This window comes from Polaromonas sp. (assembly GCF_035638815.1).
Lineage (GTDB): Bacteria > Pseudomonadota > Gammaproteobacteria > Burkholderiales > Burkholderiaceae_C > Polaromonas.
The window spans coordinates 1-16797 of record NZ_DASQZG010000007.1 but is presented as its reverse complement, the minus strand read 5'-3'; the positions used below and the strand labels follow the sequence as shown (position 1 = coordinate 16797).

Here is a 16797-nt window from a genome sequence, read left to right as displayed (position 1 = left end):
GTTGATATGGCCACTTCCAACGCCAACGCAGTTCCGCACCACATCGCGATCGTGATGGATGGCAATGGCCGGTGGGCCACGCGCCGCTTCCTCCCGCGCATTGCCGGTCATCGGCAGGGCGTGGGCGCGCTGAATCGCTGCGTCCAGGCTTGTATCGCACGTGGCGTCGCCGTGTTGACGGTGTTTGCTTTCTCTTCCGAAAATTGGAACCGACCGGCAGAAGAGGTTTCAGGCTTGCTGGAACTACTGGGTTTGTCGCTAGCGCGAGAAGTCCCGTCGCTCAAAGCAAACGGTGTGCAACTTCATTTTGTAGGCGACAGGCAACGTCTTTCCGAAAAATTCAAGGCGGGTCTGGCTCAGGCGGAAGCTGCAACGGCGGGCAACGAGCGTTTGATCCTGAACGTTTGCTTTAACTACGGCGGGCGCTGGGACGTCGCTCAGGCCGCGCGCAAACTTTCAGCAGAAGGCCTTGAAATAACCGAGCTGGCCCTGGATCGCGCGATGGCGCTTGCTCACGTGCCGGACCCGGATCTGTTAATTCGCACGGGCGGGGAAATGCGGATCAGTAATTTTCTGCTCTGGCAAGCCGCCTACTCGGAATTGCATTTTTCAGACAAGTTATGGCCCGATTTCGATGACGCGGCGCTGGATGCCGCCATCGAGGTCTTTCGCACGCGTGAGCGCCGGTTTGGCCAGACGTCGGCGCAGCTTGGCTCCGATGGCAAAAACTCAACACAGAAGGCTGCCTGATGCTCAAACAACGTGTGATCACAGCCCTTGTGATGCTGGCGATTCTCCTGCCTGCACTTTTCTATCCGACGCCCTGGCCATTCGCGTTGGTGGCTCTGGTGCTGATTGCGGCGGCCGCGTGGGAGTGGGCGCGTCTGAATGGCTATGGTTCGTCAAGTGCGCTTCTCACGGGCTTTGTTTGTGTGGTGCTTTGCGTCCTTTGCTGGTACTTCGGCTTGCTCGATCGCCCGTTGCCTCTGCTTTGGCGAGTGGCAGGAGCTTTGTGGGTGCTGGCGGGCGCCTGGCTGCTCCGTGCTGGTGTGGCGGGTTGGCCCAGTATCCCCAAGCCTGTGCGCCTTGTCGGTGGGGTGCTGGCGCTGTGGGTGGCTTGGCTCGCGGTGGTGCAGGCGCGGATAATGGGCATTGAATTTTTGCTCTCGGTTTTGCTGCTGATTTGGGTTGCCGACATTGGCGCGTATTTCGCTGGCAAGGCCTTGGGCGGCCGTTTCAGCAAAGGCAAACTGGCGCCTGCCATCAGTCCGGGTAAAAGCTGGGAGGGCGTCTGGGGGGGAATGGTGGGCGTGCTTGTGATGTGCATCGTATGGCTTGCCATTGACACAACCGGACAAAGTTTCTACGCGCGTGTCGCGGCTGCACAGGGCGTGACCGTGACCTTGATTGCTATGGTGTTTCTCACCGCGATGAGCGTGGTGGGTGATTTGGTGGAATCGCTGATCAAACGCAGCGCGGGAGCGAAAGACTCTAGCGGCTTGCTGCCCGGGCACGGGGGAGTACTGGACCGGGTGGACGCCTTGTTGCCGGTCTTTCCGTTGGCGATGATGCTGCTAACCGTTTAGCAAGAATCGCCCGATGGTACTGACCAAACAACGTGTCACGGTATTGGGTTCAACCGGCTCGGTCGGCGTCAACACACTGGATGTGATTGCTGGCCACCCGGAGCGGTTTGAGGTTTTTGCGCTGAGCGCGTCGACCCGGGTCGACCTGATGTTGGCCCAGTGTTTCAAGTTCAAGCCGTGTTATGCCGTGATGGCAAGCGCAACACATGCCGCCGATTTGGCTGATCAACTGAAGGCAAATGGACTATTTACCCAAGTCCTTACTACGAAAAATGCTCTCGAAACGATAGCATCGGATGAACGCGTTGACATTGTCATGGCCGCCATTGTGGGCGCCGCCGGGTTGGCTCCGTGCATGGCAGCCGCGCGGGCCGGAAAGAAACTTCTACTGGCAAACAAAGAGGCCTTGGTGGTGGGGGCGGAGGTTTTCATGCACGCCGTACGCGAGGGCAACGCACGACTCCTTCCCATCGACAGCGAGCATTCGGCCATTTTCCAATCCTTGCCCGAAGACCCCCGGGTGTGGGCTGAGCGTATCGACAAAATCATTCTCACAGCATCCGGTGGGCCCTTTCGCAACCGTGCCCCAGCCACTCTGCGCGACGTGACGCCTGACGAGGCCTGCGCCCATCCGAACTGGGTGATGGGGCGCAAGATTTCGGTGGATTCAGCCACCATGATGAACAAGGCGCTGGAAGTGATAGAGGCGCGGTATCTCTTTGACCTGGCGCCTGAGCAGATAGAAGTCGTGATTCATCCGCAGAGCATTATTCATTCCATGGTCCAGTACCGTGACACCTCAGTGGTTGCCCAGTTGGGAACGCCCGACATGCGGGTACCCATTGCATATGGACTGGCATGGCCAGACCGCATTGCTTCAGGAGCGCAGGCGCTCGATTTCAAGACCTTGGCGTCCATGACTTTTTCAGTTCCTGACAACGAGCATTTCCCTGGCTTGCCGCTGGCCTGGGAAGTTTTGCAGGCGCCGACCGGGACTACGGCGGTGCTGAATGCCGCCAACGAGATGGGCGTGGCCGCTTTCCTGGAGAAACGCATCCGTTTTGACCAGATTCACGTTGTTAATCGTGCAACTTTGGACGCCGTGAGTGTGTCAGACATAAATGGCATTGAAGACCTCCTCGCACTGGACACTGCTTCCCGCGCGACGGCATCGACCATCATCGGGAAGCTGAAGACTTGAGGGGAGTACTGCCATGTTGACCTTGATTGCCTTCGTCGTGGCGTTGGGTGTTCTGATTGCCGTGCACGAGTACGGTCATTACCGGGTAGCTGTCGCGTGCCGGGTGAAGGTTTTGAAATTTTCCGTGGGTTTTGGAAAACCCATTTACTCATGGCGCCTTAAAAACAAGCCGACCGAGTTTTCCATCGGCATGCTCCCCTTGGGCGGCTACGTCAAGATGCTGGACGAGAGAGAAGGGCCCGTAGACCCGGCCGAACGCCACCTTGCATTCAATAACCGGCCTTTGGGGGCGCGGGCCGCCGTCGTAGCTGCGGGCCCCGCCGCCAATTTGCTGTTAGCCATCCTTCTCTATGCAGTCGTTAACTGGAGTGGTTTGCAAGAGCCCAAGGCGATTCTGGCCAGCCCCGTGATCGGTTCGATCGCCGAGCGTGCCGGCCTTCAGGGCGGCGAAAAGGTGTTACAGGCCGGTCTGGGGGATGAGGCGCTGCAGGATGTCCGGTCTTTTGAAGATCTGCGTTGGCGTCTAACCCGTGCCGCTCTCAGTGGCAACGACGTGCGTCTGGCCGTGGCTTCAAGTGAGGCGGATTCCGCCCCGGTCCGTAATGTTTTGCTTCCGTTGGGGCAATTGAATGCCGCTGATGCAGATGCGCAACTCTTTCGGAAAATCGGCATTCTCGGGCCCTGGACTCAGCCCGTGATTGGAGAGTTAATGCCCGGCAGCCCGGCAGAAAAGGCGGGTTTGCGCAGTGGCGACGTGGTTGTGCGGACCGAAAACCAGGCCATCGTGGACGGACAGCAACTGCGGGAGACAATCCGCTCTTCAGGTTCATCTGTCAAGGCCGGCGAGCAAGCCATCCCTCAAGCGTGGCAAATTTTGCGGGCCGGACAAGCCCAGATGGTCACTGTGACACCAGAGATCAAGAAGGAGGGCGTTCAATCTGTTGGCCGGATAGGCGCCTACGTCGGAGCCCCTCCCGCGATGATCACGGTCCGTCACGGGCCCGTGGACGGGCTGTGGAAGGGGGTTGTTCGGACCTGGGAGGTTTCGGTACTGACCCTGAAAATGATGGGGAAAATGCTCATTGGTGAAGCATCCCTGAAAAATCTCAGCGGGCCTCTCACCATTGCCGATTACGCCGGAAAGTCTGCAAGCCTCGGATGGTCTACCTACCTCTTGTTTTTGGCTCTGATCAGCGTCAGTCTCGGGGTGCTCAATTTACTGCCGCTGCCCGTTTTGGACGGCGGACACCTGATGTATTATCTTTGGGAGGCGCTAACCGGCCGAAGTGTGTCCGATGCATGGATGGACCGGTTGCAGCGCGGTGGCGTTGCCATCTTGCTGGGCATGATGTCTGTTGCCCTGTTTAACGATGTCTCCCGGCTTTTAGGTTAATTCCATAATTTCATGCAAAAACAAACAAATCGATTCAAGATTCGCACTGTATCCGCGATTGTGGCCAGCTTTCTCATTGCGCACTCCGCATGGGCTGTTGACCCTTTCACGGTGCGTGATATCCGGGTGGAGGGTCTGCAGCGCGTTGAGCCAGGAACCATTTTTGCGTCGCTCCCTTTTCGCGTTGGCGAAACTTACGACGATGAAAAAGGCGCAAGTGCCATTCGCGCCCTTTTTGGTCTGGGGCTGTTCAAGGACGTTCGTCTTGAGGTTAGCGGTAACGTCCTGGTCGTGATTGTTGAGGAGCGCCCAACGATTGCAGAAGTGGATTTTGTCGGCGCAAAAGAGTTTGACAAAGACGTGCTGAAGAAGGCTTTGCGCGAGATCGGTTTGACGGAAGGGCGGCCTTTTGACAAGGCGCTCGCGGACAAAGCCGAGCAAGAGCTCAAGCGCCAGTACATCAACCGCAGTTTGTATGGTGCCGAGGTTGTCACAACGGTGACGCCTATTGAGCGTAACCGGGTCAACCTCAATTTCAGCGTGACTGAAGGCGATGTTGCCAAGATCAAGGAAATTCGCATTGTCGGAAACAAGGCGTTCAGTGAATCCACGTTGCGCAACCTGTTCGACCTTGACACCGGCGGCTGGCTCAGCTGGTACACCAAATCTGATCGGTATTCCCGCACCAAGCTCAATGCGGACATCGAAACCCTGCGGTCCTACTATCTGAACCGTGGCTATCTCGAGTTCAAGGTAGATTCCACTCAGGTCGCCATCTCCCCCAACAAGCAGGATATTTCGGTGATTTTGAACATCACTGAGGGTGAACGCTTCATCGTCTCTGGTGTCAAACTCGAAGGGAATTTCCTTGGCCGTGAGGATGAATTCAAAACGTTTGTAACGATCAAGCCGGGTGAGCCGTATAACGCTGAACAAGTCGCACAAACGATCAAGTCGTTTACCGAGTATTACGGCAGCTTTGGCTTTGCTTTCGCCCGCGTTGACGGCAAGCCGGAGATCGACCGCGCCAATAACCGTGTGGCGTTCGTTTTGCAAGGCGACCCGTCCCGTCGGGCCTATGTGCGCCGGATCAACATCAGCGGCAATAACAAGACGAGGGATGAAGTGGTGCGCCGCGAATTCCGGCAATTCGAGTCGTCATGGTATGACGGCGACAAGATCAAGCTGTCCCGCGATCGGGTTGATCGCCTTGGATTTTTCACTGAGGTCAACGTTGACACGCAAGAAGTGCCTGGCGTGCAGGATCAGGTGGATCTGAACGTGACATTGGCTGAAAAACCCACCGGGAATCTACAACTGGGTGCTGGCTTCTCCAGCGCCGAGAGGCTCGGCTTGACGCTCGGTTTCAAGCAGGAAAATGCGTTTGGCACGGGAAATTATCTCGGTCTGGAACTCAATACCGGCAAATTTAACCGGCAATTTGTCGTCAGCACGGTGGATCCTTATTTCACGGCTGACGGTATCTCCCGCACCTTTGATCTCTATGCGCGGACGTCAAGACCTTACACCAGCCAGGGTGGCGATTACGCCATCAAAACCACCGGTACCAGTGTGCGCTTCGGTGTGCCGTTTAGCGAGGTTGACACGGTTTACTTTGGTGCCGGCGTAGAGCAGATCGATATATCCGGCAGCAACCTCCCGCTGGTATACCGCGACTACATCCGCACGTTTGGCGCGAAGAGCAATTCTTTTCCACTGACTGTCGGTTGGTCGCGCGACGGGCGCGACAGTGCGCTGGTTCCGACCAAAGGACTTTATCAACGCGTCTTTGGCGACTGGGGTATTGCGGGGGACGCCAGATTCTTGCGGGCCAACTATCAGGTGCAGCAATACATCCCTCTGAACAAGCAATTCACCATTGCCCTTAATGGGGAACTGGGTTGGGGCAAGGGCCTGAATGGGCAGCCTTTCCCGGTCTTTAAAAATTCCTATTCGGGAGGTATCGGTTCGGTCCGTGGTTACGAGCCAGGCTCTCTGGGGCCGCGCGATATTGATGGAAATTCGACGGGTGGGCCGAAAAAAATCACTTTGAACGCCGAGATACTCACGCCGTTTCCTGGTGCAGGCAACGACCGTACGCTGCGAATGTTCGGTTTTGTCGACATGGGTAATGTGTTCGGTGAGAAGCAGAAGTACAGCTTGGGCGAAATGCGTTCGTCGGTCGGATTGGGCATCAGTTGGATTTCGCCGCTAGGGCCCCTGCGCCTGGCCTATGCCCAGCCCTTGAACAAGAAGGTGGGAGATAAAATCCAGAGGTTGCAATTCCAGATTGGTACATCGTTCTAATGAAACACTCCTCTAAATTCCTTTTGGCCGCCCTGATGGCTCTTGCGGCCTTCGCGGCAGGCGCACAGGAGTTCCGTATCGGCGTGGTCAATATTGATCGCATCTTTCGCGAAGCCAACAGCGCCAAGGCTGCACAGGCAAAGCTGGAGCAGGAATTTGGCAAGCGTGACAAGGAAGTCGTCGATCTGGGCGCCCAACTCAAAACGCTTTCCGACAAGTTCGACCGTGAAGCTCCAACCTTGTCCGAGACTCAGCGCGCCAACCGGCAAAAGCAGCTTATTGATCAGGACAGGGAGTTCCAGCGCAAACGCCGCGAGTTTCAGGAAGACCTGAATGCCCGAAAAAACGAAGAGCTGCAGCAGGTGATTGAGCGTGCCAACAAGGTCGTGAAGGCTGTCGCTGAGACCGAGAAGTACGACCTGGTGCTGCAGGAGGCGGTTTATGCCAACCCCAAGCACGACATCACCGACAAAGTCATCAAAGCGCTTAACGCCAGCAGATAAGTTTATTGCGCAGCAGGCGACGTGTGACGCTCAGACTCGGAGACATTGTTGCATCGCTGGCTGCTGAATTTGATGTCAGGCTGGTGGGTGATGCCGACCTGCGTATTGATGGCCTTGCCACCCTCGAAGCTGCCAGTGCGGCTGATCTGACTTTTTTAAGTCATCCCAAATACCAGAACAAGCTCGACTCGTGCAAGGCGGCGTGTGTGGTGGTAGCTCCCATCGCGGCCGACGCAGCGATTCGGAGGGGCGCCTGTATCGTCGTTGATGAGCCGTACCTTTACTTTGCGCGTGTGACCCAGCTTTGGAAGCAGCACCTTCCATCGACTCAAGCCAGTGGTGTGCACCCCAGCGCCTTTGTCGATCCCACGGCCAGCATCGCGGCTGACGTGAGCATCGGTGCATTTAGTTGTGTCGGCGCCAACAGCGTGCTGAGGGCTGGGGTCCGCATCGGTGCGCATGGCGTGATTGGCAATGATGTCGTCATAGGCGCAGAAACCCGCCTTTCACCCCGGGTGACTGTCGGCGACGGCTGCGCCATCGGCGAACGATGCATCGTCCACCCCGGTGCAGTGATAGGCGCTGACGGGTTTGGGTTTGCCCCACGTGCAGGCCGCTGGGAAAAAATTGAACAGCTGGGGATGGTGCGCATTGGCAACGACGTCGAAATCGGTGCCAACACTTGCATAGACCGCGGGTCTCTTCAGGATACGGTGATTGAAGACGGCGTGAAACTCGACAACCTTATTCAAATCGGGCACAACGTGCGTATTGGCGCGCACTCGGCTCTGGCCGGCTGCGTGGGTATTGCGGGCAGTGCGCAAATTGGTGCGCACTGCACTGTGGGTGGCGGCGCCGTGGTGCTAGGACACCTGAGCCTGGCGGATGGCGTGCATATTTCAGCTGCGTCGGTTGTGACTCGGTCGATTGCCAAGCCTGGTCACTACACCGGTCTCTTTCCCATCGACGACAATGCGCAGTGGGAAAAAAATGCTGCTACCCTCAAGCAGCTTCACCGCTTGCGCGAGCGGCTTAAGTTGCTTGAACAATCGGCTGAAAAACCATAACAAAGATTCCAAAAAAACATGATGGACATTCACCAAATTCTGAAGAAGCTACCGCATCGCTATCCTTTTTTGCTGGTAGACAGGGTGCTGGAGCTTGAAAAAGGCAAGCGTATCAAGGCCTTGAAAAATGTCACGATGAACGAGCCGTTTTTTACGGGACATTTTCCGCATCGTCCTGTGATGCCGGGCGTGCTGATGCTCGAGGCCATGGCCCAGGCTGCCGCCTTGCTGGCGTTTGACATGCAGGGCGTTACGCCAGACGACAAGACGGTGTATTACTTTGCCGGTATTGATGGCGCGCGTTTCAAGCGCCCAGTTGAGCCAGGTGACCAGCTGGTCATGGATGTCACGCTGGAGCGTCTGAGGGCGGGTGTCTTCAAGTTCAAGGGCGTCGCGTATGTGGCTGACAATATGGTTTGTGAAGCCGAGCTGATGTGCACCATGCGCACCATCGCCTGAGCCAGGTACTGAAGTACGCGAAGTGACAGGCATTCACTCCACAGCCATCATCGATCCAAAGGCCCAGCTCGACAGCAGTGTCAGCGTAGGGCCGTACTCGGTCATCGGGCCTCACATCAGAGTCGGAGCTGGGACCACCATTGGTGCCCACTGCGTGATCGAAGGGCATACCACGATCGGGCAGGATAACCGCATATTCCAGTTCAATTCGCTGGGCGCTATCCCGCAAGACAAAAAGTATGCAGGTGAGCCCTGCGAACTGGTCATCGGAGACCGCAACACCATCCGCGAGTTTTGCACCTTTAATATTGGCTCGCCAGGGGATGTCGGTGTCACACGGGTCGGTGATGACAACTGGATCATGGCCTATGTACATCTGGCACATGACTGCCAGGTTGGCAATCACACCATCTTTGCCAACAATTCTCAGTTGGCCGGACACGTACATGTTGGGGACTGGGTCATCCTCGGGGGGTTTACGGTCGTGCATCAGTTTGTGCGTCTAGGGCCTCACAGCATGACGGCCATGTGCGCCTTGCTCTTTGCGGATTTGCCTCCTTTTGTCATGTGCCAGGGTCAGCCGGCCGAGGCACGATCAATGAACTTCGAGGGCCTGCGTCGCCGCGGTTTTTCGCCGGAGCGAATTTCGGCAGTCAAGGGCATGCACAAAGCCTTGTATCGCGAAGGACTGACGCTGGATCAGGCGAGAACGCGCATCGATGAACTCGCACTCGATCATCCTGAAGCAGAGCCCGATGTCCAATTGATGTCTTCCTTTCTGGCCCACACGTCGCCGCAACGCGGCATCGTTCGCTAGATCGTCATGTCAGTCGAAACCGGCGCTCTGCAGGTTCGTGGAGTGGCCGGGATTCACGGCGCGCCGTCATTCGGTCTGGTGGCTGGCGAAACGTCCGGCGACTTGCTGGCGGGCTTGCTTCTCGATGGAATGCGTACACGCTGGCCAGGCTTAAAGGCAGGGGGCATCGGCGGGCCACGCATGGAGGCGCGCGGGTTTCATTCCTGGTGGCCCAGCGAAAAGCTGGCGGTGCGCGGTTATGTCGAGGTTCTTCGGCACTATCGGGAAATTGTCGGTATCCGCGAGCAGCTCAAGCAAAAGCTTCTGCAGCAACGGCCCGACATGTTTATCGGTGTGGATGCACCTGATTTCAACCTCGACCTTGAAGCCAGTCTCAAGGCAGCCCACATCAAGACGGTGCATTTTGTCAGCCCCTCAGTCTGGGCCTGGCGGGCAGATCGCGTCGACAAAATCCGGCGCAGTGTTGACCATGTGCTGTGTATCTTCCCGTTTGAGCCTGACTTGCTGTCCAGTCACGGCATCAGCGCTACCTATGTGGGCCATCCTCTGGCGAACGTCATTCCCATGCAGCCCGACAAAGCTGCCGCGCGACGGGTGCTCGGTTTGCAGGCTGAGGACCTTGTCCTGGCCATCTTGCCGGGAAGCCGGCGCTCGGAGATCCAGTATCTGGCTTCCAGGTTTTTTGCGGCATCTGCCCTTGTTCGGCGTGCGCATCCTGCTATCAAAATAGTAGTGCCGGCGCTGCCGGCGGTGCGTGAGTTGATTGAAGAGGCGGCCCGCGGCGCAGGGTTGCAGGGCGTTGTGCAAATTGTTGCCGGGCAGTCTCATGCTGTTTTAGCTGCGTGTGACCTCACCTTGATAGCCAGTGGCACCGCGACGCTGGAGGCTGCATTGTTCAAACGACCCATGGTCATTGCCTACAACATGAACTGGTTGTCCTGGCAGATCATGCGCCGCAAAAAGCTGCAGCCCTGGGTGGGTCTTCCCAATATTTTGTGCCGTGATTTTGTTGTACCTGAGTTGCTTCAGGAGGCGGCTACCCCGCAGGCCTTAGCTGCGGCCGTGCTTCAGTGGGTGGATGCGAAGATATCCGCACCTGGAAAAATTGCCGCAGTCGAACAGCGATTTACAAAATTGCATGAGGAACTGCGGCGAGATACCGCCAAAATAGCTACCGATGCGATCCAGAAAATTCTTGAAGGCTGAACAAGTCACCCTGTCGTGGGACACGCCGGGCCTTTGGGCCGGTGTGGACGAGGCAGGGCGGGGCCCACTGGCTGGGCCTGTTGTGGCTGCGGCCGTCATTCTTGACGATCTCAACCCGATCAAGGGACTGGCTGACTCCAAGGTGCTGACGGCCCTCAAGCGTGAAAAGCTCTACGACGAAATCCGCGCGAAGGCCTTGTGCTGTTCGATCGCGCTCGCCACGGCCGAAGAAATTGACACCCTCAACATCCTGCAGGCAACCATGCTTGCCATGCGGCGCGCGGTTGAGGGCTTGCGCCTGAAACCCGTCAAGGTCCTGGTGGATGGCAACCGTCTGCCCACCTTGAGCATCCTTGCCGAGGCCATCGTCAAAGGTGACGCACTGGTGCCGGCGATTTCCGCTGCATCCATACTGGCCAAGGTCTACCGCGACCGCTGGTGCGAACAATTCCATCTTGAATATCCGCAGTATGGATTTGCCGGTCACAAGGGTTATGGCACCGCTGAACACTTGGCAGCACTTCGTGAGCATGGCGCCTGTCCGCAGCACCGCAGGTCTTTCAGCCCCGTGGCGGAGTTGTTGCGTTGAGCGGGGCAGTGCCCACCTTTGTCACCTCGCGCGACAACGCCTTGCTCAAGGATCTGCGAAAGCTCTCGCAGGACAGCACGGCCTATCGCAAGCTGGGGCGCGTCTGGCTGGAGGGTGACCACCTGTGCCGCGCGGCGCTCGTCCGCTGCCTGAAACCACAGATCGCGGTATTTTCTGAATCATTTTGGCCCCTGGCCCAGGCGGAATGGGCGCAGGCAGCTATCAAAAACATAGTGATTGCCGACGGTTTGCTCCCGGAGATCAGCAGCCTGGAGTCTCCAGCCCGGATGGGGTTCGTGATGGAAGTCCCCGCACAGCAGGCCTTGCTGCCTGGGGCAGCTTCGCTGATTTTGGATCGGGTGCAGGACGCAGGTAATGTTGGGTCCATGCTGCGCAGTGCTGCTGCATTCGGGTTCAGCCAAGTGATTGCACTCAAAGGAACGGCGGCTTTATGGTCGCCCAAGGTACTGCGGGCAGGTATGGGCGCGCACTTTGCGTTGCGTTTGATCGAAGGCCTCTCGCCCGATGCACTTGATGCACTTACGGTCCCCATTCTTGTGACAAGCTCACATCAAGGCGGGTTTCTGCATGAGCAAAATTTGCCCGTCCCCTGTGCCTGGGCTATGGGGCATGAAGGTCAGGGCGTTGGTGATGAATTGATGGCCCAAGCCACCATGAAAGTGCGCATCGACCAGCCTGGCGGCGAGGAGTCTCTCAATGTAGCTGCAGCCGCTGCAATTTGCCTGCACACAAGTTCCTTGAGGCGGGCTGTATAAGCCATCTGGGTCAGCCAGTTACGGAAACACCGTGGTGAACAGGTAAGTGGCAAAAATCACCAGGTGCACCACACCCTGCAGCACGGTGGTGCGGCCAGTCCCTAGCGATAACGTGGCAACAAATAGCGATAGCAACAGCAAAATGGTGGACTTGGCGTCCAGCCCCAAAGTGAGCGTCCAGCCAGTGGCGATAGAGACAATGGCCACGGCCGGGATAGTCAAGCCTATGCTGGCCAGAGCTGAACCCAGAGCCAGATTGAGGCTAGTCTGCAGGCGATTGGCCCGCGCCGCGCGCAAGGCCGCCACACCTTCGGGCAAGAGCACAACAGCAGCAATGATGACACCGACCACTGCCAGCGGCGCGCCCGCCTGGAGTACTGCGGCTTCTATAGCCGGCGCCAGCGACTTGGCGAGCAGCACAACCGCCGCAAGGCAGGCCAGCAGCAAACCCAGGCTGCTCAGGGCGACCCGAACGGTGGGTGGTTCAGCATGGGCGTCCTCATCGGACGTGCCTTGGGCGGGCAAAAAGTAGTCGCGGTGCCGCACAGCCTGGACAAGAACAAAGGTGCCGTACAGCACTACTGACACCACCGCAATAAACCCAAGCTGGCCGACGCTGTAAAACGGTCCAGTTACGGTCGTGGTGTAGTTGGGCAGCACCAGCGTAAGAACCGCAATCGCCGCCAATGTGGCCAGTGAGGCGCTGACGCCATACAAACCGAAGCGCTGCTCACCGAAGCGGCTCCCGCCGACCAGCATGCAAAGGCCGACCATGCCGTTGAGGATGATCATCACGGCGGCGAACACAGTGTCACGAGCCAGCGCGGTAGTGGCTGGCCCGCCCGTGAGCATGAGCGAGACGATCAGGGCGACCTCGATCACCGTCACCGCGACGGCAAGAACCAGGGTGCCGTAGGGCTCACCGACCCGGTGCGCGATCACCTCCGCGTGGTGTACAGCAGCCAGCACACAAGCCAGCATGCCGACTGCGAGCAGGACTACAAAAAGTCCGCTGGAGCCGCCCGATAACCACATGCTGCACAGCAGTGCCCAGCCTGTCAGCGGCGCAAGGAGGGACCAGAGGGGAAGGACGGACGAACGTGGCATCGGATTCATGATAGCTTGGGAAATCCCAGGGATTTGGGCGGCGTGTGGTGGATGGACTGTTGCCCCGTACGAGGGCTGACCTCCGTTTGCCTCAAGCTATAATCAGTGGCTTTTCAAAACACAGCTTCGCCCGAGCGCATACAAAGCCAACACCCTCACAAAAGCAGCCCGCAAGAGTCTTACCGAGACGTTTCTTGTGCACGCTTGGGCGAACCGTAACCAATCCGGAGAACCCAGTGCTTTTGTCTCTACAGGGATCACTCAAAACAAGCCCTCACGCCATTCTGGCGCTTGCAGACGGCACCGTCTTTGTTGGCCAGTCCATCGGAGCCCCCGGCTCCACTGTCGGCGAGGTGGTCTTTAACACCGCCATGACGGGGTATCAGGAAATCCTGACCGACCCCAGCTATTGCCAGCAGATCGTGACGCTGACTTACCCGCATATCGGCAACTACGGCGTCAATGCCGAGGATGTGGAAGCCTCAAAAGTCCACGCTGCGGGTCTGATCATCAAGGACTTGCCGCTGCTTGCGTCCAACTTCCGTACCACACTGACGTTGTCGGATTACCTGGTGCAGGAAAAAACGGTAGCCATTGCTGGCATCGATACCCGCCAGCTGACGCGCCATCTGCGGACCAAAGGTGCGCAAAACGGCTGCATCATGGCGCTCGCCGTCGGCGAGGAAGTGTCGCAGGCCGTCAAAGACAAAGCCGTTGCTGCAGCGCAGGGCGCGCCCAGCATGGCGGGCCTCGACCTGGCCAAAGTAGTGTCGGTTAAACAGACGTACGAGTGGACACAAACCGAGTGGAAGCTGGGCTCAGGCTACGGTCTGCAGATCACACCAAAATTTCATGTCGTTGCCTATGACTTCGGCGTCAAGAAAAACATTCTCCGCATGATCGCCGAGCGTGGCGCCCGCATCACCGTGGTCCCAGCGCAAACCAGCGCCGCCGATGTGCTCAAACTCAAGCCGGACGGTATTTTTCTGGCTAACGGACCAGGCGATCCTGAGCCCTGCAACTACGCCATTGCAGCCGTGCGCGAGTTGATTGAGACCGGTACGCCGACTTTCGGCATCTGCCTGGGCCACCAGATCATGGCGCTGGCCAGTGGCGCCAAAACCTTCAAGATGAAGTTTGGCCACCACGGCGCCAATCATCCGGTGAAAGACCTCGACAACGGTCGCGTCAGCATCACCAGCCAGAACCACGGCTTTGCAGTCGACGAGAAGACGCTGCCCGCAAACCTGCGCGCCACACACGTCAGTTTGTTTGACGGAACGTTGCAGGGCTTGGCGCGCACTGACAAGCCGGCCTTCTGCTTCCAGGGCCATCCCGAAGCGTCGCCCGGCCCGCATGACATTTCGTATTTATTCGACCGTTTCACCGCGCTGATGGAACAGGCCCAGGAAAAAAAATGAAAACCCCCCACGTTCACGGCTTTGCCGTTTCTCTGCCCCCCAAGGGGGCGTTTGCTCCCTTGGAGCGGTCCTACGGGAGCAAGAATGCCTAAGCGTACCGATATCAAAAGCGTCCTCATCATCGGCGCTGGCCCCATCATCATCGGCCAGGCATGCGAGTTTGACTACTCCGGCGTGCAAGCCTGCAAGGCTTTGCGTGAAGAGGGCTACAAGGTCATTCTGATCAACAGCAATCCGGCGACCATCATGACCGACCCGGCCACGGCCGACGTTACCTACATTGAGCCCATCACGTGGCAGACGGTTGAAAAAATCATTGCCAAAGAGCGGCCCGATGCCATCCTGCCAACCATGGGCGGGCAGACCGCGCTCAATTGCGCGCTGGACCTGTGGCACAACGGCGTGCTCGAGAAATACAAAGTTGAGCTGATAGGCGCTACGCCCGAAGCCATCGACAAAGCCGAAGACCGCCTGAAGTTCAAGGATGCGATGACCAAGATTGGTCTCGGTTCGGCCCGTTCCGGCATCGCCCACAGCATGGACGAAGCCTGGGCCGTGCAGAAGACGCTGGGCTTCCCAACGGTGATTCGTCCCAGCTTCACCTTGGGCGGCACTGGCGGCGGTATTGCCTACAACTCCGAAGAGTTTGAAGTCATCTGCAAGCGGGGCCTGGAAGCCTCGCCGACCAACGAGTTGCTGATTGAAGAATCGCTGCTCGGCTGGAAAGAGTACGAGATGGAAGTCGTGCGTGACAAAGCCGACAACTGCATCATCGTTTGCTCGATTGAAAACCTGGACCCCATGGGTGTGCACACCGGTGACTCCATCACTGTGGCGCCGGCTCAAACCCTGACCGACAAGGAGTACCAGATCCTGCGCAATGCATCGCTGGCCGTGCTGCGCGAAATCGGGGTGGACACTGGCGGTTCCAACGTGCAGTTCTCGATCAACCCCAAAGACGGCCGCATGGTCGTGATCGAAATGAACCCGCGGGTGTCACGCTCTTCGGCGCTGGCTTCCAAGGCCACGGGTTTCCCCATCGCTAAAGTGGCGGCCAAGCTGGCGATCGGCTACACCCTGGACGAGTTGCGTAACGACATTACGGGCGGTGCAACGCCTGCCAGCTTTGAGCCGAGCATCGACTACGTGGTTACCAAGATCCCGCGTTTTGCATTCGAGAAATTCCCGACAGCTGATTCACGCCTGACGACCCAGATGAAATCGGTCGGTGAGGTCATGGCCATGGGCCGAACCTTCCAGGAGTCCTTTCAGAAAGCCCTGCGCGGCCTGGAAGTCGGCGTGGACGGCATGAACGAAAAAACTCAGGATCGCGAAGTTCTTGAAAAGGAACTGGGCGCTCCTGGCCCTGACCGCATCTGGTATGTGGGTGATGCATTTGCCATGGGCATGAGCGTTGAGGAGGTTTTTGCCTTGACCAAAATCGATCCGTGGTTTTTGGTGCAGATTGAGCAAATCGTGAAAATCGAGCTGGAGCTCGAGACGACCTCGCTCGACAAGATCGACGCGGCGACTTTGCGCGCGCTCAAGCAAAAGGGTTTCTCGGATCGGCGGCTGGCCAAGCAACTCAAAACGACCGACACCGCCATACGCGAGAAGCGTCGTGCTCTGGGCGTGCGGCCGGTTTACAAGAGGGTTGATACCTGCGCGGCCGAGTTTGAGACCAACACGGCCTACATGTACTCTACTTACGAGGCCGAAGGCAGCGAGTGTGAGGCCGCGTCAACTTCCAACAAAAAAATCATGGTGCTGGGTGGCGGGCCAAACCGCATCGGGCAGGGCATTGAGTTTGATTACTGCTGTGTGCACGCCGCGCTGGCGATGCGCGAAGATGGCTACGAGACCATCATGGTCAACTGCAACCCCGAGACCGTGTCGACCGACTACGACACCTCCGACCGCCTCTATTTCGAGTCGGTCACGCTTGAAGACGTGCTCGAGATCGTCGACAAGGAAAGGCCGGTCGGCGTCATCGTGCAGTACGGCGGCCAGACGCCGCTGAAGCTGGCGCTCGACCTGGAGCGCGCCGGCGTGCCCATCATCGGCACCACGCCAGATTCCATTGACATCGCCGAGGACCGTGAGCGCTTCCAGAAGCTGCTGCACGAGCTGGGCTTGAAGCAGCCGCCCAACCGCATCGCCCGCACCGAAGAACAAGCCGTTGCGCTGGCCAACGAGATCGGCTACCCGCTCGTCGTTCGCCCCAGCTATGTGCTGGGCGGCCGCGCGATGGAGATCGTGCACGGCGACAAGGACCTGGAGCGCTATATGCGCGAAGCCGTTCGCGTGTCCGAGAAGTCGCCCGTGCTGCTGGACCGCTTCCTGGAAGACGCCGTCGAAGTTGACG

Annotated in this window: 15 protein-coding genes; 14 read left to right on the top strand and 1 reads right to left on the bottom strand. The window is 58.1% G+C overall.

Annotated elements, in window-relative coordinates:
- The first annotated feature begins 6 nt into the window (after positions 1 to 6).
- The 12 genes from uppS to VE934_RS03075 all read left to right on the top strand — a co-directional run bounded on the left by uppS (position 7) and on the right by VE934_RS03075 (position 11904).
- The gene (uppS, locus tag VE934_RS03130) at positions 7 to 750 is read left to right on the top strand and encodes a polyprenyl diphosphate synthase (protein WP_324884232.1); all 744 of its coding nucleotides are present in this window, start codon (positions 7 to 9) and stop codon (positions 748 to 750) included.
- Entirely contained in the window at positions 750 to 1586 is an 837-nt protein-coding gene (locus VE934_RS03125; RefSeq protein ID WP_324884230.1) for a phosphatidate cytidylyltransferase, read from the top strand. The genes uppS and VE934_RS03125 overlap by 1 nt, the downstream gene beginning before the upstream one ends.
- A 13-nt stretch (positions 1587 to 1599) precedes the next feature.
- Positions 1600 to 2787: a 1-deoxy-D-xylulose-5-phosphate reductoisomerase gene (gene ispC, locus VE934_RS03120; protein WP_324884229.1), complete on the top strand. Its 1188-nt coding sequence runs from the start codon at positions 1600 to 1602 to the stop codon at positions 2785 to 2787.
- 13 nt (positions 2788 to 2800) lie between these two features.
- On the top strand, positions 2801 to 4180 hold the full coding sequence (gene rseP / locus VE934_RS03115; protein ID WP_324884227.1) for an RIP metalloprotease RseP: 1380 nt from the start codon (positions 2801 to 2803) through the stop codon (positions 4178 to 4180).
- 12 nt (positions 4181 to 4192) lie between these two features.
- A complete protein-coding gene (gene bamA / locus VE934_RS03110) occupies positions 4193 to 6487 on the top strand; it encodes an outer membrane protein assembly factor BamA (RefSeq protein ID WP_324884225.1) in 2295 nt (764 codons plus the stop codon).
- Positions 6487 to 6990: an OmpH family outer membrane protein gene (locus tag VE934_RS03105; RefSeq protein WP_324884223.1), complete on the top strand. Its 504-nt coding sequence runs from the start codon at positions 6487 to 6489 to the stop codon at positions 6988 to 6990. The genes bamA and VE934_RS03105 overlap by 1 nt, the downstream gene beginning before the upstream one ends.
- 23 nt (positions 6991 to 7013) lie before the next feature.
- Positions 7014 to 8057, top strand: a complete 1044-nt coding sequence (gene lpxD, locus VE934_RS03100; RefSeq protein WP_324884221.1) for a UDP-3-O-(3-hydroxymyristoyl)glucosamine N-acyltransferase — start codon at positions 7014 to 7016, stop codon at positions 8055 to 8057.
- An 18-nt stretch (positions 8058 to 8075) separates the two neighbouring features.
- Positions 8076 to 8516, top strand: coding sequence for a 3-hydroxyacyl-ACP dehydratase FabZ (gene fabZ, locus VE934_RS03095; RefSeq protein WP_324884219.1), 441 nt, complete (start codon positions 8076 to 8078; stop codon positions 8514 to 8516).
- 22 nt (positions 8517 to 8538) lie between these two features.
- Positions 8539 to 9333: an acyl-ACP--UDP-N-acetylglucosamine O-acyltransferase gene (gene lpxA, locus VE934_RS03090; RefSeq protein ID WP_324884217.1), complete on the top strand. Its 795-nt coding sequence runs from the start codon at positions 8539 to 8541 to the stop codon at positions 9331 to 9333.
- Between the two features lie 75 nt (positions 9334 to 9408).
- On the top strand, positions 9409 to 10539 hold the full coding sequence (gene lpxB / locus VE934_RS03085; RefSeq protein ID WP_324884268.1) for a lipid-A-disaccharide synthase: 1131 nt from the start codon (positions 9409 to 9411) through the stop codon (positions 10537 to 10539).
- Positions 10511 to 11128 carry a ribonuclease HII gene (gene rnhB / locus VE934_RS03080; protein ID WP_324884215.1) on the top strand — a complete coding sequence of 206 codons (618 nt, stop codon included), beginning with the start codon at positions 10511 to 10513 and terminating at the stop codon, positions 11126 to 11128. Before lpxB ends, rnhB begins: the two co-directional genes overlap by 29 nt.
- An 8-nt stretch (positions 11129 to 11136) precedes the next feature.
- On the top strand, positions 11137 to 11904 hold the full coding sequence (locus VE934_RS03075) for an RNA methyltransferase (RefSeq protein ID WP_324884213.1): 768 nt from the start codon (positions 11137 to 11139) through the stop codon (positions 11902 to 11904).
- Between the two features lie 18 nt (positions 11905 to 11922).
- Here the strand turns inward: VE934_RS03075 and VE934_RS03070 are convergent, their stop codons facing one another.
- The gene (locus VE934_RS03070) at positions 11923 to 13011 is read right to left on the bottom strand and encodes an ionic transporter y4hA (protein ID WP_324884212.1); all 1089 of its coding nucleotides are present in this window, start codon (positions 13009 to 13011) and stop codon (positions 11923 to 11925) included.
- Between the two features lie 236 nt (positions 13012 to 13247).
- Here VE934_RS03070 and carA point away from each other — a divergent pair, with 236 nt between their 5' ends.
- Positions 13248 to 14432 carry a glutamine-hydrolyzing carbamoyl-phosphate synthase small subunit gene (gene carA, locus VE934_RS03065; RefSeq protein WP_324884210.1) on the top strand — a complete coding sequence of 395 codons (1185 nt, stop codon included), beginning with the start codon at positions 13248 to 13250 and terminating at the stop codon, positions 14430 to 14432.
- Positions 14433 to 14516: 84 nt separating this feature from the next.
- Positions 14517 to 16797, top strand: a 2281-nt coding sequence (carB, locus tag VE934_RS03060) for a carbamoyl-phosphate synthase large subunit (protein ID WP_324884208.1), incomplete at its 3' end; no start/stop codon positions are given.